Origin of the sequence: Isoptericola sp. b408 (genome assembly GCF_030588085.1) — a bacterium.
GTDB lineage: Bacteria > Actinomycetota > Actinomycetes > Actinomycetales > Cellulomonadaceae > Isoptericola > Isoptericola sediminis.
Genome location: NZ_JAUQYQ010000002.1, coordinates 196612 through 222020, shown reverse-complemented (window position 1 = coordinate 222020; position 25409 = coordinate 196612). Strand labels below are relative to the sequence as shown.

Here is a 25409-nt window from a genome sequence, read left to right as displayed (position 1 = left end):
AGGGCACAATGGGGCCATGGTCACCGCTCACCTGGTCGTCGCCGCGTCCGAGGACGCCGAGCGCCAGGGTGTGTTCACGCTGGACGGATTCCCCTTCTGGATCGTGTACCTGGCCGCGTTCTGCCTCGTCATGGTGCGCGCCGGGGCCACCTACTGGCTGGGCCGCGGCGTCGCCCGCGGCACGGTGCGCACCCGCGCCGCCGAGCTCCTGACCGGCGACCGCGCGACCCGGGTCATCGACCGGATCCATCGGTGGGGCCCGCCGGCGGTGACCTTCTCCTTCTTCACCGTCGGTATCCAGACGGTGGTCAACCTCGCCGCCGGCTACCTGCGGATGCCGTTCGGCCGCTACCTCGTGGCGCTGACCTTCGGCTCCCTGATCTGGGCGGCGATCTGGACCACGGTCGGCACCGCGGTCGTCTGGGGCGCCGTCCTGCTGTTCCTCGAGCAGCCGGCCGTGCTCGCCGCCCTGGGCGTGCTGGCGGCGGGCCTCACCGTGTGGTTGCTGCTCCGTCGCCGGGCCCGCGACCGGACCGCCGCACCCCAGCCGGACGAGGTCTGATGCTCACCTCGCCGGCCACCGTGCCGACCGCCGCCGAGCAGGTCGCCCGCCGCACCCGGCGCCGGGTCCTCGCCTGCCTGCTCGCCCTCGCCGCCCTCGCCGCCGTCGTGGTGGCGAGCCTGGTGCTCGGGGTGCGTGACGTCTCGCTGCCCGTCGTGTGGCAGGCGCTCACCGACCCCGTCGCGGGCGACGTCGACCACCAGGTAATCGCCGGCCAGCGGGTGCCGCGCGCTCTCGTGGGGATCACCGCCGGTCTGGCCCTGGGCGTCGCCGGTGCCGTCATCCAGGGCGTCACCCGCAACCCGATCGCCGACCCCGGTCTGCTCGGGCTGAACTCCGGGGCGTCGTTCGCCGTCGTCTGCGCCGTCTGGCTGCTCGGCCTCACCGCACCGTCGCAGTTCGTGTGGTTCGCCTTCCTCGGCGCCGCGGCCGCGGCCGCCCTGGTGTTCTCCATCGGCTCCGGGCAGCCGGTCAAGCTCGCTCTCGTCGGGGCGACCGTCACCGCACTCATCACGCCGCTCATCACGCTCGTGCTGCTGCGCGACCAGCAGGCGTTCAACCTCTACCGGTTCTGGGCCGTCGGGTCGCTCACGGGCCGCGGCACGGAGACGCTCCTCGTGGTGCTGCCGTTCGTCGCCGTCGGCGCCGTCCTGGCCGCCGGCCTCGCGCACCGCCTCAACATGCTCGCCCTCGGTGACGACATCGCCCGGGGCCTGGGTCAGCGCGTCGGTGTCACCCGGGCGGTCGCCGGGCTGACCATCGTGCTGCTGGCCGGCGCTGCCACGTCGCTCGCCGGACCCATCGCGCTCGTCGGCCTCGCCGTCCCGCACGCCGCCCGCCGCCTGGTCGGGACCGACTACCGCTGGGTGCTGCTGATGTCGGCGCTGCTCGGACCCGTGATGCTGCTCGGGGCCGACGTCATCGGCCGACTGGTCCTGCCGCACAGCGAGCTCGAGGCGGGCGTGGTCGCCGCGGCGCTCGGCGCGCCCGTCCTCGTCGCGGTCGCCCGCGGCCGGAAGATCGCGGGGGTGTGAGATGACGACGACGCTCCCCGCCACCCCGTCGGCCACCCCGGCCACCGACCCCGTCGGCGCGCTGCGCCGCCGCCGCCGCCGGCGTCTCGCCCTCGTCCTCGGCGCGCTCGCGGTCCTCGCGGTGGCGCTGGCCGGTCTGGCCCTCACGCTCGGCGCGGCCTCGCTCACCCCGGGCCGGGCGCTGCTGGCCGCCGTCGGTGTCGGTGACGACGGCGACCTGTTCATCGTGCAGCGCCTGCGGCTGCCGCGGCTCGCGGCGGCCCTGCTCGCCGGTGCCGCGTTCGGCCTCGCCGGTGCCCTGTTCCAGTCGACCCTGCGCAACCCGCTGGCCAGCCCCGACATCCTGGGGATCGCCACGGGCGCCTCGGTCGGAGCGGTCTTCGCGATGCTCGGACTCGGGCTGACGGGCCTGGCCGTCTCGGCCGGGGCGTTCGTCGGCGCGGGGGTCATCGCGCTGCTCATCTGGTTCTTCGCCTGGCGCCAGGGCCTGCACTCGACCCGGTTCGTGCTCGTCGGCGTCGGGTTCGCCTATCTCGCCTCCTCGGTGCTCGCCTGGATGCTCGCGAGCGCCGACCAGCGCGACGCCGCGTCCGCCCTGGTCTGGACCGTGGGCAGCGTCGCCGACGTGCGCGGCACCGAGCTCGGGGTGCTCGGACTGGGTCTCGCGGTCCTGGCCGTGGTGGTCGCGGCGATCTCCCGCTGGCAGGCTCCGCTCGCCCTCGGCGACGACCACGCCCGTGGGCTCGGCGTGCCCACCGACGCCGCCCGGGTCGGCACGCTGCTCACCGCGGTCGGCCTCGTCGCGCTGGCGACCTCCGTCGTCGGGCCGCTGGCGTTCGTCGCCCTCGTCGCCCCGGCGATCGCCCGTCGTCTGGTGGACGACGGCGGCCCGGCCCTGTCGGTGTCCGTCGCCACCGGCGCGACCCTGGTCCTGGCCGCCGACGTCGTCGCCGAGCACGCCGTGCTCGGTGTGGCCGCCCCGACCGGCATCGTCACCGGCCTGGTCGGCGCCCCGTACCTGCTCTGGCTGCTCGCCACCCACGAGAAGAGAACCCGCGCATGATCGACGTCCCGCACACCGACACCCGCCCGGCGCACGGCACCACCGGCGCGCTCGTCGCGCACGGGGTCTCGATCGGGTACGACGGGCACCGCGTCATCGAGGACCTCGACCTCACGCTGCCCGCGGGCCGGGTCACCGCCGTCGTCGGGCCGAACGCGTGCGGCAAGTCGACGCTGCTGCGCGGCCTGGCCCGGCTGCACCCGCTCGACGCCGGGCGGGTCACCCTCGGCGACCGGGACGTCACCACCATGCCCCGCAAGGAGCTGGCCCGGTCCGTCGGGGTCCTGCCCCAGACCTCCGTCGCCCCCGACGGCGTCCGCGTGGCCGAGCTGGTCGGCCGGGGCCGCTACCCGCACCAGGGCTGGTTCGGCCGGCACTCCAGCGACGACGACGCCGTCGTGCGGCGAGCCCTGGAGGCCACGGGGGTCGCCGACCTCGCCGACCGGCCGGTGGCCGAGCTCTCCGGCGGTCAGCGCCAGCGCGTCTGGGTGGCGATGGTGCTCGCCCAGGAGACCGGCGTCGTGCTCCTGGACGAGCCGACGACGTTCCTGGACGTGGCCCACCAGGTGGAGCTGCTGGACCTGCTCGCCGACCTCAACGCGGAGCGGGGCACCACCGTGGTCATGGTGCTGCACGAGCTCAACCTCGCCGCCCGCTACGCGGACCACCTCGTCGTGATGAGCGCGGGGCGGGTCGTGGCCGAGGGACCGCCGGCCGAGGTGCTCGACGCCCGCACGGTCCTGGACGCGTTCGGCCTCGACGCGCAGGTCGTGCCCGACCCGGTCTCGGGCACGCCGATGGTCGTCCCGGTGGGCCGGCACCGGCGTGGGTGACGTCACACTCCCTTCCACTCGGTCGACAAATGAGGTTAGCCTTGCCTCACTTAACCGCCCTCACGCTTCGCCGTGAGCACACCGAGGAGAACCTGTGCGTCGTCGCCGCTCCCTGACCACCGCCGTCGGTCTCGCCGCCGTGGGCACCCTGATGCTGACCGCCTGCTCCGGCGACGCCGAGCCCGAGGCCGGCTCCGGGGAGGAGACCGCCGCCGAGGAGTCGGCGGGCTCCGCGGGCGCCACCGACGAGTTCCCGGTCACGATGACCCACGCCTTCGGCGAGACCACGATCGAGTCCGCACCGGAGCGCGTCGCCACCTGGGGCTGGGGCTCCACCGAGGCGGCCCTGGCCGTCGGGGTCGCGCCCGTCGGCGTCGCCGAGCAGGTCTTCACCGTGGGCGAGCAGGCGCTCGTGCCCTGGGTCGCCGAGGAGTACGAGGCCCTGGGCGCCGAGGAGCCGGTCATCTTCACCGACCCGGAGGCCGGCGCCTCCGTGCCCTACGAGGAGTTCGTCGAGGCCGACCCCGACCTCATCCTCGCCCCGTACTCGGGCCTGACCGAGGAGCAGTACGACGTGCTCTCCGACATCGCCCCCGTCGTGGCCTACCCCGAGAACCCGTGGACCACCCCGTGGGACGAGACCATCACGATCACCGCCGAGGCCCTGGGCCGTTCCGAGGCCGGTGAGCAGGTCCTGTCGGACATCGACGCCTACTTCGCCGACCTCGCCGCCGAGCACCCCGAGCTCGAGGGCGAGACGTTCGCCGCGATCGTCGACTCCCCCTCCGAGGGCCAGGTGTACGTCTACACGCCGGCCGACCCCCGGGTGAGCATCCTGGAGAAGCTGGGCATCGAGTCCGCACCGGCCGTGGCGGAGCTCGACACCTCCGACGGCGGGTTCTTCTACACGCTGTCCTACGAGGAGCTGGACAAGCTCGAGTCGGACGTCGTCATCGCCTACACGTACACCGAGGAGGAGGCCGAGACGTTCGGCGAGTCCGACGAGCTCCAGGCGGTCCCGGCGATCGCCGACGGGAACGTCGTCAAGGTCGTCGGCAACGTCGCCGTCTCCTCCGTCTCGCCGCCCACGGCCCTGTCCTACGACTGGCCGGACGGCGTCCCCGCGATCGTCGACCAGCTCGCGGCGCTGTACGACGAGAGCTGAGTCGTCACGACACGTCGTCGAACAGATGACGCCCGTCCGAGGTCGTCGATCCCGAAGTGGAGGGGCCCCTGGGGCCCGTGAACGCGATCTCGGACGGGCGTCATCTGTTCGGCGTCAGGCCGACGCGCCCGGGACGTCCACGGCCCCGCCGTAGCGCCGGTCGCGGCGCGCGAACTCCTCGACCGCCCTCCACAGGTGCCGCCGGTCCACGTCCGGCCACGGCTCGGGCAGGAACACCAGCTCGGCGTACGCGGCCTGCCAGATCATGAAGTTGCTGGTGCGCTGCTCGCCCGAGGACCGCAGGAACAGGTCGACGTCCGGCAGGTCCGGCTCGTCGAGGTACTGCTGGATCGTCTTCTCGGTCACGCGCGCCGGGTTGATCTTCCCGTCGACGGCGTCCCGCGCGATCGCCGCCGCCGCGTCGGCGATCTCCGCGCGGCCGCCGTAGTTCACGCACATGGTCAGCGTGCAGCGGTCGTTGTCCTTCGTCATCTCCTCGGCCCGCTGCAGCTCGTCGATCACCGAGCCCCACAGCTTCGGACGCCTCCCCGCCCAGCGGATCCGCACGCCCCAGGACGCCATCTCGTCCCGGCGCCGGCGGATGACGTCCCGGTTGAAGCCCAGGAGGAACTTCACCTCCTCCGGCGACCGCTTCCAGTTCTCCGTGCTGAACGCGTACGCCGAGACGTGCTTGACGCCGATCTGCACCGCGCCCGCCACGACGTCGAGGAGCGACTTCTCGCCCTCCTTGTGCCCCTCGATCCGGGACAGCCCGCGCGCGTTGGCCCACCGGCCGTTGCCGTCCATGACGACGGCGACGTGGTTCGGCACGAACTGGGCGGGGATGTCCGGCGGCGTGGCACCGGAGGGGTGCGCGTAGGGCTCGGCGTACTCACGGGGGGCGCGGGGCATCAGGCCTCTCTCTCGATCAGGCGCAACGAGCGCAGGGTGCGCTCCAGGTAGAACTGCGAATAGGCGGCGACGAGGCCGTCCGCCTCGTGGCGGTGGCGCGGCTCGGCGGCGTCGGCGACGTCCCACTCACCGGCGAGCAGCGCGGCCAGCAGCACGAACGTCTCCGGGGCCGGCGACGGCGACCCGGGCGGGCGGCAGCGCGTGCACACCGCGCCGCCCTGCGCGACGGCGAAGGCGTGGTGCGGCCCGGGCTCGCCGCAGCGGGCGCACTCGGTGAACGACGGTGCCCACCCGGCGACGGCGAGCGCGCGCAGGAGGTAGGAGTTCAGCACCAGCCCGGGGGCGTGCGCCCGCTCGGACAGCGCTCGCAGCGCGCCCACGAGCAGCCAGTACTGCTGGACGGCCGGTTCGTGCTCCTGGGAGACCAGGCGGTCGGCGGTCTCCAGCATGGCCGCCCCGGCGGTGTACAGCGCGTAGTCGGCGCTGATCTGCCGGGCGAACGGGCCGATCGTCTCGACCTGCGTCACCGAGTCCAGGCTGCGGCCGGTGTGCAGCTGGACGTCGACCGCCATGAAGGGTTCCAGCCGGGCGCCGAACCGTGAGGACGTGCGCCGCACACCGCGACCGACGGCACGGACCTTGCCGTGCTCGCGGGTCAGCAGCGTGATGATGCGGTCGGCCTCGCCCAGCTTCTGGGTGCGCAGCACGATCGCGTCGTCTCGGTACAGGGGCACCTGGCCATTGTCCCAGGTGCCCCTGTCAGCGAGGACCTCAGGCGTGCTCGGTGCGGTTCACCGCCGAGACGATGGCCTTCAGCGAGGCGGTGGTGATCGACGGGTCGATGCCCACGCCCCACAGCACGTCGTCGCCGACGGCGCACTCCACGTAGGCCGCGGCCTCGGCGTCGCCGCCCGCGCTCATCGCGTGCTCGGCGTAGTCGAGCACCTTGACGTCGACGCCGACGCCGGCGATCGCGGTGACGAAGGCGTCCAGCGGTCCGTTGCCGGTGCCGACCAGCGTCTGCTCAGTGCCCTGGTCCACGACGTCCACCTCGAGCGTCGTGGTCCCGTCCTCGGCGGCCCGGGTGCGGATCTCGCGCAGCCGGAGGCGGCCCCACGGCTTGAGGTCGGAGTGCCCGTACTCGTCGAACGGCAGGTACTCGTCGGTGAACATGCGCCAGATGTCGGCGCCGGTGACCTCGTTGCCCGCGGTGTCGGAGTACTTCTGCACGACCCCGGAGAACTCGATCTGCAGCCGGCGCGGCAGCTCGAGCTGGTGCTCGGTGCGCAGCAGGTAGGACACGCCGCCCTTGCCGGACTGGGAGTTGACCCGGATGACCGCCTCGTAGGTGCGGCCCAGATCCTTCGGGTCGATCGGCAGGTAGGGCACGCCCCAGGTCAGCTCGTCGACGTCCTTGCCCTCGGCCACGGCGCGGTCCGCCATGTGCTCCAGGCCCTTCTTGATGGCGTCCTGGTGCGAGCCGGAGAACGCCGTGAAGACCAGGTCGCCCGCGTACGGGTGCCGCTCGTGGACCGGCAGCTGGTTGCAGTGCTCCACCGTGCGCCGGATCCCGTCGATGCCGCCGCCGACGGTGAAGTCGATCTGCGGGTCGATGCCCTGCCCGAACAGGTTCAGGCCGAGGGTCACGAGGTCGACGTTGCCGGTGCGCTCGCCGTTGCCGAACAGGCAGCCCTCGATCCGGTCCGCGCCGGCCTGGTAGCCCAGCTCGGCCGCCGCGACGGCCGTCCCCCGGTCGTTGTGCGGGTGCAGGGACAGCACGACGTGCTCGCGGTGGTTGAGGTTCCGGCTCATCCACTCGATGGAGTCGGCGTAGACGTTGGGCGTGGCCATCTCCACCGTCGCCGGCAGGTTGACGATGACCGGGCGCTCCGCCGTCGGCTCCAGGACCTCGAGGACCTCGTTGCAGATGCGGGCGGCGTACTCGAGCTCGGTGCCGGTGTACGACTCCGGGGAGTACTCGTAGTAGACGGTCGTCTCCGGCACCGTCTCCTCGAGCTTGCGGCACAGCCGCGCGCCCTGCAGGGCGATGTCGATGATGCCGTCCTGGTCGGTGCGGAAGACGACCTCGCGCTGCAGGATCGACGTCGAGTTGTAGATGTGCACGATCGCCTGCTTGGCACCGCGGATCGCGTCGTAGGTGCGCTCGATGAGGTGGTCGCGGCACTGGGTGAGCACCTGGATGACGACGTCGTCGGGAATGCGTCCGGTCTCGATGAGCGTCCGCACGAAGTCGAAGTCGGTCTGCGAGGCGGAGGGGAACCCGACCTCGATCTCCTTGTAGCCCATCTGGACGAGCAGCTCGAACATCCGCAGCTTGCGCTCGGCGTTCATCGGCTCGATGAGGGCCTGGTTGCCGTCCCGCAGGTCCACCGCGCACCAGCGCGGGGCCTTCTCGATCCGGCGGTCGGGCCAGGTGCGGTCCGGCAGGTCCACCTGGATCTGCTCGTGGAACGGCACGTAGCGGTGGTAGGGCATCTGCGAGGGGCGCTGGGGGTTGTGCGCCGCGATGCCGTTGGTCGAGTGGGTGTGCTCGGCGATCATCGGGAGGTCGTCCTTCGGGGTGGTTCGGCTCGGTGACGGCCGGCGCACCAACGTTCCCCGCGGCGAGGAACCGGCCTGTACTAGGCCTCGCCGCGGCACCGAAGGAGGAGGCTCACCACGTGCTGCACCCTCACACCGTACACCGTTTGTGGCCGAGGTCACCCTGACGTCCACACTGTGTACCGCGACCGCACCCGGCGGCGCCACCCCACGCCGGGACGCCGCGACCCGACCGGGTCCCCCCCCCGGGGGGCGGGCGCTCCGACCGCGGGTCGGGGCGCCCGCCGACGTGGTCAGCGCCGGCTGCGCAGCGCGGCGTCGACCGCCGGGTCGCCCAGCGCGCCGAGCCAGTCGAGCAGGGCCGGGTAGGTCGCGGGGTTGGCGGCGACGTGCGGCCGCAGGTGGGGAGCCTCCTGGACGATCTGCGCGAGCTGCTCCAGCGGCGTGTGGGGGTCCATCGCCTGCTCGGCGGTCCAGGACCCCGCCGGGGCGTCGGCCACCGGCGACATCATCTGCGTGCTCTCGGCCCGCGTGGCCTCCGCCTGGGCACGCACGGGCTGCTGCACGGCGGTCGCGTCCACCGGGGAGCTGCTCCCGGCGGCCTGCGGCTGCTCGCCCGACGGGGCGGAGCGGACCGGCGACATGTGCTGCGTCGCGTCCGTGCCGTCGGCCCAGGTGCCACGCCACCGGGCCCCCGGCTCCGAGCCCGACGACGGCTCCCGCGACGCCGCGGAGGAGGCGCTGTGCCCGCTCTCCTCGCCCGACCACTGCTGCGCGTGCTCGGGCTGGGCGTACTGGCCGTACTCCGGCTGATCGTGGTCCGGCCCGGCGTACTGGCCGTACTCCGGCTGGGCGTACTGGCCGTACGCCGGCTGATCGTGGTCCGGCCCGGCGTACTGGCCGTACTCCGGCTGGGCGTACTGGCCGTGCTCCGCCTGACCGTGGACCGGGGCGGTGGCCGGCTCGCTGCCCAGGAGGGCGCGGACCGAGGGCGGCACGATGAGTGCCACGAGCACGAGGGCCGGCAGCGCGAGCGCCAGCAGCAGCTCCTCCACCCGCGACGCGGTGCCGACGCCTGCGCGTGCCACCACGATGATCACGCCGAGGACGACCACGACGCAGGCCGCCCCGACCGCCGTGGCGTGCCCGTCCTTCGGGTTCCGCAGCAGGGCCCGGCGGGCCAGCACGGCGACCACGACGACGAGCACCCCGACGATCAGCCGCACGATGACCTCGGCGCTGACCCCGACCCCCACGAGGCGCACGAGGGCGACGGCGGCGACGAAGCCCGCGACGAGGGTCATCAGCTCGAAGGACTGCACCGCGACCCGGACCCAGCGTGCCGAGGCGGCCTCCACGGGCTCGTCGGCCAGGGCGTCGATGCGCGTCAGGACCGGCACGGCCGCCGCCGCGGACACGACCGGCAGCAGCAGGAGCCCGAAGCGGCTCCCGTGGACCGAGTCGAACCAGGCGGTGCCGACGCCGCCACCGAGCATGACGATCTCCAGCATCACCGCACCGCCGACGACGAGCAGCACGATCCCGGCGGCGTCGTCCCCCCGCACGAAGCGGCGCACCGTGGCCCAGAGCAGACCGAGCACCAGGACCGCACCGAGCAGTGCGCCGAGGACGCCGTTCGCCGACGTGTCGCCGACGAGGTTCAGCAGCGGGTTCAGCACGGCCCCGGCGGCGAGGACGACCGCGGAGACGACCATCGGCCGGGTGCCGGTCATGGCGGCGGCCAGCACGGCGCCGGCCAGCCCGACCGCCAGCCCCCCGCCGACGAAGCCCTCCTGGTCCCCGGGGCTGAAAACGTCGAGCACCAGGTACAGCAGCGCCACCAGGCCGTAGGGGGCGAGCCCCCACCAACGGGCGGCGGGTTCGGCCAGGCGCTTCCAGCCCCCCGACAGCACACCGGCGCGCTCGGCGTAAGGCGCGACGATCACCACGAGGGCGGCGACCGTGGCCAGCACCACCCAGAGCAGGTCGCTGCCCCGCAGCAGCATCGCCCACGGCAACGGCAGCGCGACGAGCAGGGCGCCCACGGCGACGGCGTCGCGCACGATCTCGCGGGTGGGCACCCCCGCGAAGGGCGATCGGCGCTGGTCGACGGCGACGGCGTCGGACATGACGGTGACTCCTTGCGATTGGCCTACCCGGACCGGGGAACCGGGACCGGACCTGGACGTTTCTACCCGACCGGACCGCCTCCCGTCTCCCCGGGGCGCGGCACGGTCAGATCCCGAGCTGGTACACCCCCCAGTAAGCAGCTGTGACCAGCAACAACGCGGAGCCGAGCACCACGGCCCACAACGTGACGTGCGCCACCGCCCCGTGTGCGACGGCCACGTCGCGGTCGGCCCGACGGTGCACCCGCACGTCGCCGACCCGTCGCAGCAGCACGGCGGCGGCCACGGCCGCGACGACGCCGAGCACCCGCACGGTGATCCAGCCGCCCTGGACCACGAGGGCGTCACGTTCGTAGTCCACGGCGAGGCGGGCGACCGCGGCCAGGTAGAGCGCCAGACCCACGACCGTGGCGACGGACACCACCCCGAGCACGACCAGCGGCGGCCCCACCCCGGGCGCGAAGCGGCCGCCGTGCGGCGCCGGCCGGTGCAGGAGCCGGTGGGCCAGCGCCGCGACGCCCCAGGCCACCAGGGCCAGCACCACCAGGCCGGTCCCGGCCACGACCACGGCGACGACGACGTCACCGTTGCCCCACCACTGCGGCCGCGGCACCGGCGCCGCCAGGTAGAGCTGTTCCGGGGAGTCGCCGGCGACCCGGGGCGCGGCGTCGGCGGTCCCCGGCAGCCCCTGGATCCAGGCGGCGAGGTCCCGCGGGAAGTCGGGGTGCAGCGGCGACCCGGCTCCGTCCGTCGACTGCTCGCCGCGCAGGCGGATGCCGTGGTCGGCCCCGGCGTAGTACCGCACCGTCACGGGCGCGTCGGTGCCCACGCCGGTGTCGGCCAGGATCAGCCGGACCCCCTGCTCGATGGGCATCGACGGGTCGGCGGTGCCGTAGACGACGAGGATCGGCGCGGTCTGCTGCTCCAGCCAGGGGCGCACGTCGAAGTCCGCGTAGTCGAAGCCGCCGCCCGGCAGCTGCATCCCGACCGCGCGCGGGATCGCCCGGAACACCTGCCCGGGCACCCCCGTGTTGCGCAGGTAGTTGTCGACGGCGAACGCCGCCTGCTCGCGCGGGGGCACCACCGGTGCGGAGACCAGGACGGTGAAGGCGAGCGTGGGGTCGTCGACCTGCATGACCGGGACGATCCAGGTCCCCTCCGACTCGCCGTAGGCGCCCACGCGCGCCGGGTCGACGCCCTCGACGGTACGCAGCAGGTCCACCGACCGCAGGTAGTCCTCGGCCATGGCCTCGTAGTCGCGCTCGCGGGTGGAGTACGTGTCCAGGCGCTTGTCGGGCACGAGGGTCACGATCCCGGCGCTGGCCAGCATCCGGGCGGTCCGGACGAACGCCTCCTGCGCCCGGCCCGTCCCGGCACCGTGCACGAACACGACACCCGGGCGGTCCTCGAGCAGCATGCCGTCCTCGTCGACGGGGCGGCGCAGGAGGCCCTCGACCGTGGTGTCGCCGAGGTCGACCGGGACCACGGTGCTGCGCACCTCGTGGTCCCCGACCTGTCCCGCGTCGGCGAGAGACACGGGGTCATTGCTCTCGATCGTGGTGTCCACGCGGGTCGGCACGATGTGGTCCCGCACCGGGACCGGGTGCCACTGCGGCCCGGCGAGGGATCCCACGACGGCCAGCCCGACCAGCAGGGCCAGGCTGGCCGCGAACGTCCGGAAGACCACCTCTCGGATGCTACTCGGCGACCCTGTGCGGGGCCGCCGGGACGCACCGGAACGGCGCTCTCAGAACCCCATCCGCTGCAGCTGCTTGGGGTCGCGCTGCCAGTCCTTGGCCACCTTGACGTGCAGGTCGAGGTAGATCCGCGCGCCGAGCAGCTTCTCGATCCCCTCCCGTGCCTGGGACCCGACCTCGCGCAGCCGGGACCCGCCCCGGCCGATGATGATGCCCTTCTGGCTCTCGCGCTCGACGAACAGGTTGACGCGCACGTCCAGCAGCGGGGCAATACCGGCGGCGCCGTCCGTGCCCTGGTCCTGCCCGGTGCCCTCCCGCGGCACGATCTCCTCGACGACGACGGCCAGCGAGTGGGGCAGCTCGTCCCGGATGCCCTCCAGGGCCGCCTCGCGCACGAGCTCGGCGATCATCGTCTCCTCGGGCTCGTCGGTGAGCTCACCCCCGGGGTAGAGGTCGGGCCCCTCGGGCAGGTGCGCCACGAGAACCTCGGTGAGCTCCTCGACCTGGTAGCCGCCCTTGGCGGAGACGGGCACGATCGCCGACCAGTCGCGGTCGATCGACCGCGCGAGCTGGTCCACCGCCAGCAGGTGCTCGGCCAGCTGGCCCCGGCCGACGAGGTCGGCCTTGGTCACCACGGCCACGACCGGGACCGCCGACCGGCGGCCCTCCATCAGCGGGGCGAGCTGGTTGGCGATGTAGCGGTCACCCGGTCCGATCTTCTGGTCCGCGGGCAGGCAGAACGCGACCACGTCGACCTCGCTGAGCGTGTCCAGCACGAGCGTGTTGAGCCGTTCGCCGAGCAGCGTGCGGGGCCGGTGCAGGCCCGGGGTGTCCACCAGCACCATCTGGGCGTCCTCGCGCTGGACGATCCCGCGGATGGTGTGCCGGGTCGTCTGCGGCCGGGCGGACATGATCGCGACCTTCTCCCCCACCAGCGCGTTGGTCAGCGTCGACTTGCCGACGTTGGGGCGCCCCACCAGGCAGGCGAAGCCGGAGCGGTGCGGGTTCTCGTGGGTCATACGGCGTCCTTCTGGTCGTGCGGCACGACGTCGTCGTCCTCGTCCACCGCGGGGAGTGCGATCCGTCGCACCAGGAGACTGGCGAGCTTCTTGCGGCGACCCTCGACGTGCTCGGCCTCGAGCCGCAGCGCCCCGGCGTCGGCGGAGGACCCGGCCAGCGGCACCTTGCCGAGCGCCTTGGCGAGCAGACCACCGGCGGTGTCGACGTCGTCGTCGTCCAGGCGCAGGTCGAACAGCTCGCCGAGCTCGTCCACGGGCATCCGGGCGGGCACCCGCCAGAGCCCGTCGCCGAGGTCCTCCGGCTCGGGCTCGGCGACGGTGTCGTGCTCGTCGGTCAGCTCCCCGACGAGCTCCTCGATGATGTCCTCGACGGTGACCAGGCCGGCCACCCCGCCGTACTCGTCGACGACGATCGCGATGTGGGAACGCCGGGCCTGCATCTCGCGCAGCAGGTCGTCGGCCGGCTTGGACTCCGGCACGAACACCGCCTCGCGTGCCACGTCCCGGACGGGCCAGTCCGCCGCCCCGGCGTCGTTCTCGAGCCGCCGCGCCACGTCCTTGAGGTAGACCACGCCGAGCAGGTCGTCGACGGTGCGGCCGACGACCGGGATCCGCGAGAAGCCCGAGCGCAGGAACAACCGCATGGCCTTCTGCAGCGAGGTGTCGGCGCCGGCGGTGACCATGTCGGTGCGCGGCACCATCACCTCGCGGGCGAGGGTGTCGCCGAGCTGGAGGGCCGAGCGCAGCAGCTCCCGCTCCGGCTCCTCGATCGCCTCGTTCTCGCGGACCCGGTCGGCCATGTCCTGCAGCTCGTCGGTCTCGGGCACGGCGACGTCGGCGGCCCGGTCCCGTCGCGGCACCCAGGCCACGGCCCGGTGCACGACGGACAGGGGGCCGGCGAGCATGACCAGCGCCGTGGTGGGGCGGTGGTGGGCCCACGTGCGCGGGCTGAGCCGCACCACGAGGATCCCCGCGAGGACCCCGACGACGGCGGCGGCGAGCAGCACCTCCCACCACCGGTCGAACCAGTGGGCCAGCAGCAACGTCGCCGACGCCACGGACACCGTCTCGGCCAGCACCCGGACCAGGGCGAACGACCCGGCGGCACGGGAGTCGGCCGCGAGCGCCTGCGCCCGGCGGATGTTGCGCCGTCGGCGTCGGGCCGGCGTCCCGCCGTCCGGTCCGGGCTCCTCGAGCGCGAGGGCCAGCGAGACCTTGGTGACCCGTTCGACGGCGGCCTCGCCGGCGCTGAGCAACGCGGACAGGCCCAGCGCCGCGACGAGCGCGGCCCACAGCACGAGGTCGGGAGCGTCCACCGCGCCGCTCACCGCCCGGCCAGGAAGGTCAGCAGGAGCCGTCGTTGCAGGGCGAACATCTCTCGTTCCTCGTCAGGGGCGGCATGGTCGTAGCCGAGCAGGTGCAGGATCCCGTGCGTGGTGAGCAGCAGCATCTCCTCGACCGTGGAGTGCCCGGCGGCGCGGGCCTGGGTGGCGGCCACCTCGGGGCACAGCACGATGTCCCCGAGCGTGCCGGGCGGGGTCTCCTCACCCTCGCGGCCGGGGCGCAGCTCGTCCATGGGGAAGGACAGCACGTCGGTGGGACCGGGCTCGTCCATCCACTGCACGTGCAGGTCGGTCATGGCGGCGGTGTCGACGAACACGATCGACAGCTCGGCCGCGGGGTGGACGTGCAGCTCGTCGAGCGCGAACCGGGCCAGGGCGGCGAACTCGGCCTCGTCGACCTCGACGCCGGACTCGTTGTTGACCTCGATGCTCACCGGCGTCCTCCTCGGTCGTGGCGTCCGGGCCGTCGGCGGTCGTCGGCCGGGCGGGTGCTGTCCCAGCGGGCGTAGGCGTCGACGATGTCGCTCACGAGGCGGTGCCGGACGACGTCGGTGCTGCTCAGCCGGCAGAACTCGACGTCGTCGACCCCGGTGAGGATGTCCTCGACCACCCGCAGGCCCGACGTCGTCCCGCCGGGCAGGTCGACCTGGGTGGCGTCGCCGGTGATCACCATCGTCGAGCCGAACCCGAGCCGGGTGAGGAACATCTTCATCTGCTCGGCGGAGGTGTTCTGCGCCTCGTCCAGGATGATGAACGAGTCGTTCAACGAACGGCCGCGCATATAGGCCAGCGGAGCGACCTCGATGGTGCCGGACTCCACCAGCCGCGGGATGGAGTCGGGGTCGACCATGTCGTGCAGCGCGTCGTAGAGCGGGCGCAGGTACGGGTCGATCTTGTCGCTGAGCGAGCCGGGCAGGTAGCCGAGCTTCTCCCCCGCCTCGACGGCGGGACGCGTGAGGATGATGCGGTTGACCTGCTTGGCCTGCAGGGCCTGCACGGCCTTCGCCATCGCCAGGTAGGTCTTGCCGGTGCCCGCCGGGCCGATGCCGAAGGTGATCGTGTTGGCCGCGATGGCCTCGACGTAGCGCTTCTGCCCCACCGTCTTGGGCCGGATGGTGCGGCCGCGCCCGGAGAGGATGTCGTGGGTGAGCACCTCGGCGGGCCGCTGGGCGGCGGCGGAGGTCAGCATCGACACCGAGCGGGAGACCACCTCGGGGGTGAGCGGGGTGCCGGCCTCGACGACCTCGACCAGCTCGTCGAGCAGCCGTGCCACCAGGGCGACGTCGCCGGCCGGGCCGTGCACGGAGATCTCGTTGCCGCGGGCGTGCACGTCCACCCCGGGGAACCCGTCCTCGATCGCTCGCAGGACGGAGTCGCCGCTGCCGAGCAGCGCCACCATCGGCACGTGCGGGGGGACGACGACGCGATGCTCGGTGGCGTGCCGCGGGTGGTCGGTCAGGGAGCGGTCGGAGGCGGGGGACGTCATGCTCAGGCGGGACTCCATCCCAGCTGGGTGCCGGCCAGGACGTGGCCGTGCACGTGGAAGACGCTCTGGCCCGCACGCGGGCCGGAGTTGAAGATGAACCGGTACTGGCCGTCGGCGAGGTCGTGCGCGATCTCGTCGGCGACGGCGACGACCTCGGCGAGCAGCTCCGGGTCGGCGGCGGCCAGGACGGACACGTCGCCGTGGTGCTCCTTGGGCACGACGAGCACGTGCACCGGCGCCTGCGGGTCGATGTCCCGGAACGCCAGGACCCGCTCGGTGTCGGCCACGACGTCGGCCGGCTGCAGGCCGGCGACGATCTTGCAGAAGAGGCAGTCCGCCTCGGTCTCCGTCGTCATGCGTCCACGCTACCGCCAGCGGCCCAGCCGGTCGCTCAGGAGCGCCACGGCGACGGGACCCGCCGTGGAGGTACGCAGCACGTGCGGGCCGAGCCGTGCCGTCACGGCGCCGGCGTCGGTGAGCGCGCTGACCTCCTCCGTGGAGATCCCGCCCTCGGGGCCGACGACGAGCGCCAGCTCGGGAGGCGCGTCCGCGCCGAGAGCCGGCTCCGGGAGCGCGACGTCGGCGAGCGGTGTCGTGGCCTCCTCGTGCAGGACGACGACGGCACCGCCCGCGGCGACGACGTCGCGCACCCGGGCGGCCAGCGTCCGCGTGGTGACGTGCTCCTCCACCGGCGGCAGCCACGCGCGGCGGGACTGCTTGACCGCCGCGAGCACGGTGGCGGCCCACTTGGCGCGCGCCTTCTCGGCCCGCGGTCCGCGCCAGACGACGACGGACCGGTCGGCCTGCCAGGGCACGACGGCGTCGACCCCGACCTCGACCGCGGCCTCGACCGCCTGGTGGTCGCGGTCGCCCTTGGCCAGCGCCTGCACGAGGGTCAGGCGCACGGCCGGCGCCGGTTCGTGCCGCACGTCCTCGACGCGCAGGGCGACCTCGCCGCCGTCGACCGTCTCGACGACGCCGAGCACGCGGGTGCCCGCGCCGTCGACCACGTCGACCCGCTCACCGGCGCGCCGTCGCTGGACGACGCCGGCGTGCCGCCCCTCCGCCCCGCCGAGGACGTAGGTCGCCCCCGGGGCCAGGGAGGCCGGCACGCCGTGGTCGACGAAGACCGGTGCGCTCACGACGTCGCGCCTAGCGCCCGGCGAACTTGTCCCGCAGCCGCGAGAACACGCCCGGGTGGGCCGCGGCCAGCCGCGGGTCGGGGCGTTCCTCGCCGCGCAGGTTCGCCAGCCGGCGCAGCAGCTCGGTCTGCTCCTCGTCGAGGGAGGTCGGCACCTGGACCTCGACGTGGACGTTGAGGTCGCCGCGACCGTTGCCGTGCAGGTGCCCCACGCCGAGGCCCTTGAGGGTGACGATCTCGCCGGGCTGGATGCCCGGACGCAGGTCGATCTCCTGCTGGCCGTCGAGGGTGGACAGCTCGAGCACGGTGCCCAGCGCGGCCGCGGTCATCGGCACCGGCAGGGTGCAGTGCAGGTCGTCGCCGCGGCGCACGAACGTGTCGTGGGCCTTCTCCCGGATCTCGACGTACAGGTCGCCCGCCGGACCACCGCCCGGCCCGACCTCGCCCTGGGCGGCGAGCTTGATCCGGGTCCCGGTGTCCACGCCCGCGGGGACGTTGACCGTCAGCGAGCGACGCGAGCGCACCCGGCCCTCGCCGGAGCACTCCGCGCAGGGCTCGGGGATGATCGTGCCGAAGCCCTGGCAGGCCGCGCAGGGCGCCGTCGTCATGACCTGGCCGAGGAACGACCGGGCCACGCGCTGGACGTTGCCCTGGCCGTGGCAGACCTCGCAGGTCCGCACGTCGGTCCCGGGCCGGCACCCGTTGCCGCCGCAGGTGCCGCACACCACGGCGGTGTCGACCTGCAGCTCGCGCTTGCCGCCGAACGTGGCCTCGGAGAGGTCGATGTCCATGCGCACCAGCGCGTCCTGGCCGCGCCGGGCCCGCGGCACGGGACCGCTGGCCTGGCCGCCGCCGAAGAACGTCTCGAAGATGTCCTGGAAGCCGAAGCCCTGGCCGAAGCCGGCTCCGGCGCCGCCGCCGGGTGCGCTCGGGTCGACGCCCAGGTCGTACTGCTCGCGCTTCTCGCGGTTCGACAGCACCTCGTAGGCCCGGGCGACGTCCTTGAACCTCTCCTCGCCCTCGGCACCCGCGACGTCGGGGTGGAGCTCGCGCGCCATGCGGCGATAGGCCTTCTTGATCTGCTCGGGAGTGGCGTCACGCTCGACGCCGAGGATCTCGTAGTAGTCGGTCACAGGTCTCTCTTCGGTGACGTGGAGAAGTCTGGTCAGGGATACCGGTGGTCAGTTCGGCAGCACGCGGGACAGGTAGCGTGCCACGGCGCGGACCGAGGCGATGGTGCCCGGGTAGTCCATGCGGGTGGGGCCGATGGACCCGAGGGAGGCGACGGTGTCGCCGTCGCTACCGTAACCGGAGGCGACGACGGAGGTCTCGGTGAGACCGTCGAGCCGGTTCTCGTGCCCGATCCGCACCCCGACCCCGTCGGTCGCCATCTCGGTGAGGAGCCCGAGCAGCACCACCTGCTCCTCGAGCGCCTCGAGGACGGGGCTCAGCCCCTGCTCGAACGTGGCGCCGGACCGGGCCAGGTTGGCCGTGCCGGCCAGCACGATCCGCTCCTCGTTCTCCTCCCCGAGCGTCTCGACGACGAGGTCCGCCACCGCCTGGGCCACGCCGCTGAGGCGCGGGCCCACGGACTCGACCACGCCGGCGAACACGCCGGTGAGGTCGGCGAGGCGCTTGCCGGCGGCGGCCGCGTTGAACCGGGCCCGCAGCTCGCCGATGGTGCCCTCGTCGAGGTCCGTGCCGGCATCCGTCCCGTCCGGTCGCACCGGCAGCTCGCAGTAGCGCTGCTCGACGCGGCCGGTGTCGGTGATGACCACGACGAGGATCCGGGAGTCCGCCACGGGCACGAGCTCGAGGTGGCGCAGCCCGGACCGCCGCAGCGACGGGTACTGCACGACGGCGACCTGCCCGGTGAGCTGGGCGATGAGCCGCCCCGCGCGCGTCAGGACGTCGTCGAGGTCGATCGCCTCGGACAGGAAGGCCTCGATGGCCCGCTTCTGGGGGACGTTGAGGGGCCGGACCTCGGCGAGCCGGTCGACGAACACCCGGTACCCGGCGTCCGTGGGCACCCGGCCGGCCGACGTGTGCGGCTGGGCGATGTACCCGGCGTCCTCCAGCGCGGCCATGTCGTTGCGGATCGTGGCCGGGGAGACACCGAGACGGTGACGCTCGGTGAGCATGCGCGACCCGACGGGTTCGCGCGTGGTGACGTAGTCCTCGACGATGGCGCGCAGCACCTCGAGCCGACGTTCCTCGCTCACTTCTCGACCTCCCCTCGCTCGGCGCCCCGGGGGGTTTAGCACTCTCCAGGGCTGAGTGCCATCTTACGCGGTTCGTGCGACGGTCCGGCGTCACCCGCCCGTCACCGGTGAGGTACGTCATGCCCGCCCCCGTCGCCGGGCCCCGTCCCCGTGTGCTGTCGACGCTCGTCCGCCCGCGGCACCGCCGGACCGGGGCGGTCCGTCCCGCCCGAGGCGTGCCGTCCCGCAGGCTGGCAGCATGTCCCCATGAGGGTCAGCCAGGTCCCCCTGGTCGGGCGCCGGCCCGAGCTCGCCGCGCTGCGCGAGGCCCTCGACGGTGCCACGCACGGCGCGGGGCGATGCCTCGTCGTGGCCGGTGAGGCCGGGATCGGCAAGACGCGCCTCGTCGAGGAGCTCCTCGACGGCGTCGACACCGGCACGACCCTCGTGGCCCGGGGCCAGTGCGCCGACTCCGGCGCGGGCCCCGTCCCCTACGCCGGGCTCGACGGCGTGCTGCGGGACCTGGTCGGCGCGCTCGGTGAGGAGGCGGTGCTGGACGCCGCCGGCCCCGCGGCGGACGCCCTCGGCGTGATCCTGCCCCGGCTGGTGACCGTGCGGCCCGGCGTCGACGGCGGCCGCGTACCGGAGGTGCTCACCGACCTGATGACGACGGTCTGCGCCCGCCGGACGGTCGTGGTCGTCGTCGAGGACCTGCACTGGTCCGACGACGTCACGCGGACCACCGTCGCGCGGCTCGCCCGCGCCGCCCCGTCCACCCACCTGCTCGTGCTGGTCACCTACCGCAGCGACGACGTCGGCCGGCGCCACCCGCTGCGCACCACCCTGGCCGAGCTCGACCGGGCTCGGCTCGCCGAACGGGTCGAGGTGCCGCGCCTCGCCGACCCGGAGGTCGTCGAGCTCGCACGCGCCGTGCTCCCCGACGCACCGGCCGGCGCGGACCGGACCGGCGCCGGGGGCCTGGGCGAGCTGGTCGTGCGTGCCGAGGGCGTGCCCTTCTACGTCGAGGAGCTCGCCTGCTGCTACGACGGTGACATCCCCGTCTCGCTGCGTGACGTCCTGCTGCTGCGCTACGCGGGCCTGTCGGAGGCGGCGCAGGCGTTCTGCCGGGTGGTCGCCGCCGGCGGGGTCCGCGCCGGCCGTGACGTGCTGGCCGCCGTCCTGGGCGACGAGGCGCTCGAGCGGGCCGAACCCGCTGCGCGCGAGGCCGTCGACGCCCTGGTCCTGCAGGCCGACCCCGACGGCTACGGGTTCCGTCACGCCCTGATGCAGGAGGCCGTCGAGGCGGAGCTGCTGCCCACCGAGCGGCGGCGGCTGCACGCGGCCTACGCCGAGGCGCTGGCCACCGGTCCGGCCACCGTGCCGCGGCTGGTCGAGCAGGCCGACCACTGGTGGCACGCCCGTGTGCCGGACCGCGCCCTGGCCGCCGCCGTGACCGGCCTGGACGCCGCCGCGAACGACGTCGCCCCGGCGGCTGCCGTCCGGCTCGGGGAACGGGCTCTCGAGCTGTGGGACACCGTGCCGGACGCGGCGGACGTCACCGGGACCACGCACCACGACCTGCTCGTGCGGGTCGCCGAGGCCGAGACCGTCGCGACCCACGTCGACCGGGCCCTGGCGCTGGCACGTCAGGCGTTGGACGAGTGGCCCGCCGACGACCCCGCGGGCCGGGCCCGCACCCTCGGGCTCGTGGCGGTGCAGCAGCTGCGCGCGGGCGACGTCGCGGGCCTGGACCGGACCCGGGAGGCGCTCGCGGCGGCACCGCAGGACGACCTCGGGACGCTCGCCGGGCTGCTGCGCCTGGACGCCCGCGCCAAGATGCTCGCCGGCCGCTTCCAGGAGGCGGTCGCGGCCGCCGGGCGCGGCTACGAGGCCGCGACGGCCGCGGGCGACCGCTCCACCGCCGCGCTGCTGCTGAACACCAGCGGTCTCGCCCGGCTGAGCGCGGGCGACCCGGGCGGCCTCGACGAGCTCGAGGAGTCCCGCCGCCTCTCCGGGGACGACTGGGCCGGGCGGGCCCACTACTTCACCAACCTCTCCGACCACCAGCTCCGGCTCGGCCGGTTCGCCGAGGCGCTGCGGACCGCCTCCGCCGGTGCCGAGGTCGGCCGCGCCGGGGGATCCGGCTGGAGCAGCCGCGCGATGCTGGAGGGCAACGTCGCCGAGGCCCTCATCGGGCTCGGCCGCTGGGAGGAGGCCGACGCCTGGTACCGGCGGGCCACGAACGAGGTCTCGCCGAGCGCCTGGGCCGTCTACCTCGCCGAACGATGGACGTGGCTCACGCTGTGGCGCGGGGACGTCGAGACCGCCCAGGCGATGGGGCGACGCCACCGGGCCGTGTGGCTGCGGTTCGCCGAGGTGGAGATGCAGGTCCGGGGTCGGGCCCCGGCCACGCTGGCCGAGCTGGCCCTCGCGCGCGACGACGTCGACGACGCGCTCGACCTGGTCCGGCACGCCGCCGACCCCGGTCGGCTGTCCGGGGCGTACGCCCTGACGGTGCTGGCGGTCGCCGCCCGGGTGCTCGCCCGGGCCCGCGCCGCCGGCCGGGCGGTCGACGTCGGACCGTACGAGGAGGCCCTGGCCGCCGCCGCCTTCTGGCCGACCCACCGGTTGTGGGCGACGGTGTTCGCCGCCGAGCTGGGCCGGACCCCGTGGCCCGAGGTCAGCGCGTTCGGTCCCGACGACGGCGCCCCGGCACACCTGCGCCCCTACGCCCTCGTGCGCGAGGGCGAGCACCGGCTCGCGGCGGGCGACAAGGCTCGCGCGCGCGAACTGCTCGGTGACGCCGCGGAGGCCGCGCGCGACGTCGGTGCCGGCTCCCTGCTGGCCCGGGCGACCTCGCTGCTGCACGACGCGGGACTCGCGGCACCGACCCGGCGCCGGCCGGCCGAGGCCGGCGCCGACCCGCTGACCGACCGGGAGCGCCAGGTGCTGGAGCTGGTCGCCGAGGGACTGACGAACGGGCAGATCGCCGAGCGGCTGTTCATCTCCCGCAAGACGGCGTCGGTGCACGTCTCGGCCATCCTGCGCAAGCTCGGCGTCACGAGCCGCACCGAGGCCGCCGTCGTGGCCCGGTCCACGGCGCACCCCGCCTGACCCTCCGGGTACCTCAGACGGGCGCCGCCCCGGGCCGGCGGGTACCTCAGGCCTGTCGAGCGACGCGCCGGCGAAGACCGGTCGGATGCCCGATCCACGCCCCTACCTCAGGGACCGAACCTGGAGTCATCGCGAGCCACCCCGGCCCGCCGACCAAGGAGGGTCACCATGTCCCCGGAGCAGTTCCACCAGATGTACCGCCTCCAGGAGGCCGAGGTCGTCCGCGAGGCCGAGCACCGCCGTCAGGCGGCCGAGCGCGGCGAGCGGACGGCACCGGCGCACCGCCGGCACCCCGCCACGGCCCCGCGCCCCCGCGTGCTGGTGGCCCTCGACCGCCTGCGCATGGCTCGGGCCCGTGCGGTCCGCGCAGCCTGAGGCGTACCGCCCCGGGGGCTGGCAGCATGACTTCATGAGGGTCAGCCGGGTCCCGCTGATCGGCCGCGAGAGCGAGCTCGCGACGTTGCGTGGCCTCCTCGACGAGGCCGCGCACGGCGACGGCCAGTGCGTGATCGTGGGTGGCGAGGCCGGGATCGGCAAGACGCGCCTCGTCGAGGAGCTCCTCGACGGGTCCGCTGCCGACCCGGCCTTCGTCCTGCGGGGCCAGTGCGCCGACTCCGGCGCCGGTCCCGTGCCCTACGCCGGGCTCGCGGGTCTGCTGCGGGACGCCGTCGCCGCGCTGGGGGCCGAGGCCACGCTGGAGGCCGCCGGACCGGCGGCGGACGCCCTCGGCGTCGTGCTCCCCGAGCTGGTCGAGGTCCGGGCGGACGGGGAGGCCGGACGCCTCCCGGAGGCCTTCGCCGCACTGCTCACCACGCTCGCCGGGCGACGGCCCGTCGTGGTCGTGATCGAGGACCTGCACTGGTCCGACGACGCCACCCGCGGCTGCCTGGCCCGCCTCGCGCGCACCGCCCCGGGCCGCCGGCTGCTGGTGGTGGTCACGTACCGCAGCGACGACGTCGGACGGACCCACCCCCTGCGGACCCTGCTCGCGGAGATCGAGCGGGCCCGGCTCGCCACCCGGATCGAGGTCCCGCGGCTCGCCGCCCACGACGTCGTCGCCCTGTTCCGGGCGCACCTCGACGCCGGAGCCGTCGACCTCGAGGAGGTCGTCGACCGCAGCCAGGGTGTGCCGTTCTACGTCGAGGAGCTCGCCACCGGGGTCGGCGTCACCCTGCCGGACTCGGTGCGCGACCTGATGCTCCTGCGGTACTCACGCCTCGGCCGCCAGGCGCAGGAGTTCTGCCGCACCGTGGCCGCCGCCGGGCAGAGCGTCGGGCACGAGCTGCTCGCCGCGGCGCTCGGCGACGAGGCCGTCCGGGAGACCGAGCCCGCCGCCCGCGAGGCCGTCGAGGCCGGGGTCCTCGTCGTCGACGCCGACGGCTACCGGTTCCGGCACGCCCTCATGCAGGAGGCCGTGGCCACCGAGCTGCTGCCCAGCGAGAGCCGACGCCTGCACACCGCCTACGCCCGCGCCCTGGAGACCCGGCCGGCCACCATCGCCCGCCTCGCGGAGATCGCGGACCACTGGTGGCGTGCCCGCGTGCCGGACCGGGCGCTCGCCGCGTGCGTGGCGGGCCAGGCCGCGGCCGGCGAGTACGCGGCGACGTCCACGGCCGTCGCCCTGGGCGAGCGGGCGCTCGAGCTGTGGGACCTGGTCGCGGACCCCGAGGGGGTCACGGGCACCACCCACGCCGAGCTCATGCGACGGGTGGCCTGGGCCCTGCACGTCGGGTCCCAGGCCGAGCGTGCGCTCGCGCTCGCCCGCCAGGCCCTCGCCGAGTGGCCGCCCGACGACCCGGCCGGCCGCGTCTCCGCCTACGTGACGCTGTCGACGGCCGCCGAGGTCACCGGGTCCGACGAGGGCCGGCGCCTGCTCGACCACGCCCTGGAGGAGATCCCGGACGACGACGTCGCCGGGCGCGCCGCCCTGCTCACCGAGTCCGCCCGGGGCGCGATGATGGAAGGGCACGAGGAGCGGGCCATCGAGCTCGCCAACCAGGGTCTGGCCGCCGCCGAGGAGGCCGGGGACCGCAGGCTGCAGGCGCGCTGCTACAACATCCGGGCGGTCAGCCGCGTGGTCACCGGCGACCTGGACGGGCTCGAGGACTTCGCCCTCGACCGTGAGCTCGCCGGCGACGACTGGGACGCGCTGATGAAGCACTTCGTCAACGCCTCCGAGGCCACCCTGCGCGTCGGCAGGGCGCACCGGGCGCTGGAGATCGCCGAGGAGGGCGCCACCCGGGCGCGCGAGCGCGGCACCGGGATCGGGATGCGGTCGCGCATCGAGGGCAACGGCATCGAGGCCTTGATCGACCTCGGCCGCTGGGACGAGGCGGCCGCCTGGTTCGAGCGGACCGTCCCCCTCATGGGCCGCAGCGTCTTCACGGTCACCCTCACCGAGCTGTGGGCCTGGCTCCTGCTGTGGCGCGGCGAGGTCGAGCAGGCGGAGTCCGTGGTCCGGACCTACCGGGCGTCCTGGGAACGGCACGGCCGGATCGAGCTGCAGGTGCGCTCGCTGCTCACCACCACGCTGGCGGACCTGGCCCTGGAGCGCGGGGACGTGGACGAGGCCCTCGGCGCCGTGGCGGACGCCGTGGCCGACCCCCTGCAACGCCGGTCGGCGTCGTCGCTGCTGCCGATCCTCGGGATCGCGGCCCGGGCGCTGGCCGCCGCACGGGCCGCCGGGCAGGAGGTGGACAGCACGCCCTACCGCGAGGCGCTCGCCGACTGCGCCGGGTGGCCGACCCACGGCGTCTGGGCGGCCCTGTTCGCGGCCGAGCTCGGCGAGGGCCCGTGGTCCGCGGTGGCCTCTCTCGGGCCCGACGACGGCGCACCGGCCCACCTGCGGCCCTACGCCGAGTACCGCGAGGGGGCCCGCCTCCTGGCCGCCGGGGACCGGCCCGGCGGCCGTGCCGCGCTGGGCGCGGCGGTCCGGGACGCCGAGTCGATCGGGTGCGGGCTCGTCGCCCGGCACGCCGCGGCGCTGCTGGCGGGGGCCGGCACCGCGTCGCCGTCGCGCCGGGAACCGCACGACCCGGCCGACCGTCTCACCGACCGGGAGCGCCAGGTGCTGGAGCTGGTCGCCGAGGGACTGACGAACGGGCAGATCGCCGAGCGGCTGTTCATCTCCCGCAAGACGGCGTCGGTG

21 protein-coding genes are annotated in these 25409 nt (G+C 74.5%); 8 read left to right on the top strand and 13 right to left on the bottom strand.

The genetic code is table 11. From position 1 onward, the window contains the following. The first annotated feature begins 16 nt into the window (after positions 1-16). From Q6347_RS06620 to Q6347_RS06600, 5 genes are all read left to right on the top strand, one after another. Entirely contained in the window at positions 17-562 is a 546-nt protein-coding gene (locus Q6347_RS06620) for a DedA family protein (RefSeq protein WP_304606973.1), read from the top strand. Further along, on the top strand, positions 562-1596 hold the full coding sequence (locus tag Q6347_RS06615; protein ID WP_304606972.1) for an iron ABC transporter permease: 1035 nt from the start codon (positions 562-564) through the stop codon (positions 1594-1596). The genes Q6347_RS06620 and Q6347_RS06615 overlap by 1 nt, the downstream gene beginning before the upstream one ends. A gap of 1 nt (position 1597) precedes the next feature. Beyond that, entirely contained in the window at positions 1598-2659 is a 1062-nt protein-coding gene (locus Q6347_RS06610) for an iron chelate uptake ABC transporter family permease subunit (RefSeq protein ID WP_304604292.1), read from the top strand. Then, positions 2656-3492 carry an ABC transporter ATP-binding protein gene (locus Q6347_RS06605; RefSeq protein ID WP_304606971.1) on the top strand — a complete coding sequence of 279 codons (837 nt, stop codon included), beginning with the start codon at positions 2656-2658 and terminating at the stop codon, positions 3490-3492. The genes Q6347_RS06610 and Q6347_RS06605 overlap by 4 nt, the downstream gene beginning before the upstream one ends. Before the next feature lie 94 nt (positions 3493-3586). Then, entirely contained in the window at positions 3587-4657 is a 1071-nt protein-coding gene (locus tag Q6347_RS06600) for an iron-siderophore ABC transporter substrate-binding protein (RefSeq protein WP_304604294.1), read from the top strand. Between the two features lie 114 nt (positions 4658-4771). Here Q6347_RS06600 and Q6347_RS06595 read toward each other — a convergent pair whose 3' ends face one another. From Q6347_RS06595 to hrcA, 13 genes are all read right to left on the bottom strand, one after another. Beyond that, positions 4772-5569 carry an isoprenyl transferase gene (locus Q6347_RS06595; RefSeq protein ID WP_304604295.1) on the bottom strand — a complete coding sequence of 266 codons (798 nt, stop codon included), beginning with the start codon at positions 5567-5569 and terminating at the stop codon, positions 4772-4774. Next, positions 5569-6303: a DNA repair protein RecO gene (gene recO / locus Q6347_RS06590; protein ID WP_171247957.1), complete on the bottom strand. Its 735-nt coding sequence runs from the start codon at positions 6301-6303 to the stop codon at positions 5569-5571. Before recO ends, Q6347_RS06595 begins: the two co-directional genes overlap by 1 nt. A 37-nt stretch (positions 6304-6340) precedes the next feature. Next, entirely contained in the window at positions 6341-8131 is a 1791-nt protein-coding gene (leuA, locus tag Q6347_RS06585) for a 2-isopropylmalate synthase (protein WP_171247956.1), read from the bottom strand. Between the two features lie 293 nt (positions 8132-8424). Then, positions 8425-10260 (bottom strand): hypothetical protein, encoded by a 1836-nt coding sequence (locus Q6347_RS06580; RefSeq protein WP_304606970.1) that lies wholly within the window; start codon positions 10258-10260, stop codon positions 8425-8427. Between the two features lie 106 nt (positions 10261-10366). Next, the gene (locus Q6347_RS06575) at positions 10367-11947 is read right to left on the bottom strand and encodes a S9 family peptidase (protein WP_171247954.1); all 1581 of its coding nucleotides are present in this window, start codon (positions 11945-11947) and stop codon (positions 10367-10369) included. Between the two features lie 60 nt (positions 11948-12007). Further along, positions 12008-12976, bottom strand: a complete 969-nt coding sequence (era, locus tag Q6347_RS06570) for a GTPase Era (RefSeq protein ID WP_304606969.1) — start codon at positions 12974-12976, stop codon at positions 12008-12010. Beyond that, on the bottom strand, positions 12973-14292 hold the full coding sequence (locus Q6347_RS06565) for a hemolysin family protein (RefSeq protein ID WP_304604299.1): 1320 nt from the start codon (positions 14290-14292) through the stop codon (positions 12973-12975). The genes era and Q6347_RS06565 overlap by 4 nt, the downstream gene beginning before the upstream one ends. 8 nt (positions 14293-14300) lie before the next feature. After that, positions 14301-14753: an rRNA maturation RNase YbeY gene (gene ybeY, locus Q6347_RS06560; RefSeq protein ID WP_304606968.1), complete on the bottom strand. Its 453-nt coding sequence runs from the start codon at positions 14751-14753 to the stop codon at positions 14301-14303. Further along, positions 14750-15805, bottom strand: coding sequence for a PhoH family protein (locus tag Q6347_RS06555; protein WP_304604467.1), 1056 nt, complete (start codon positions 15803-15805; stop codon positions 14750-14752). The genes ybeY and Q6347_RS06555 overlap by 4 nt, the downstream gene beginning before the upstream one ends. Before the next feature lie 2 nt (positions 15806-15807). Beyond that, positions 15808-16161, bottom strand: coding sequence for a histidine triad nucleotide-binding protein (locus Q6347_RS06550; RefSeq protein WP_171247949.1), 354 nt, complete (start codon positions 16159-16161; stop codon positions 15808-15810). A 9-nt stretch (positions 16162-16170) separates the two neighbouring features. Further along, positions 16171-16947, bottom strand: a complete 777-nt coding sequence (locus tag Q6347_RS06545; protein WP_304604301.1) for a 16S rRNA (uracil(1498)-N(3))-methyltransferase — start codon at positions 16945-16947, stop codon at positions 16171-16173. A gap of 10 nt (positions 16948-16957) precedes the next feature. Further along, entirely contained in the window at positions 16958-18079 is a 1122-nt protein-coding gene (dnaJ, locus tag Q6347_RS06540) for a molecular chaperone DnaJ (protein WP_304604302.1), read from the bottom strand. Between the two features lie 48 nt (positions 18080-18127). After that, a complete protein-coding gene (gene hrcA / locus Q6347_RS06535) occupies positions 18128-19168 on the bottom strand; it encodes a heat-inducible transcriptional repressor HrcA (protein WP_304606967.1) in 1041 nt (346 codons plus the stop codon). A 246-nt stretch (positions 19169-19414) separates the two neighbouring features. Between hrcA and Q6347_RS06530 the strand changes: the two genes are divergently transcribed. From Q6347_RS06530 to Q6347_RS06520, 3 genes are all read left to right on the top strand, one after another. Beyond that, positions 19415-22261, top strand: a complete 2847-nt coding sequence (locus tag Q6347_RS06530; RefSeq protein WP_304606966.1) for a LuxR family transcriptional regulator — start codon at positions 19415-19417, stop codon at positions 22259-22261. 168 nt (positions 22262-22429) lie between these two features. After that, entirely contained in the window at positions 22430-22636 is a 207-nt protein-coding gene (locus Q6347_RS06525) for a hypothetical protein (RefSeq protein WP_304606965.1), read from the top strand. A gap of 34 nt (positions 22637-22670) precedes the next feature. Further along, a partial coding sequence (locus Q6347_RS06520) for an AAA family ATPase (protein ID WP_304606964.1) occupies positions 22671-25409 on the top strand: 2739 nt, incomplete at its 3' end.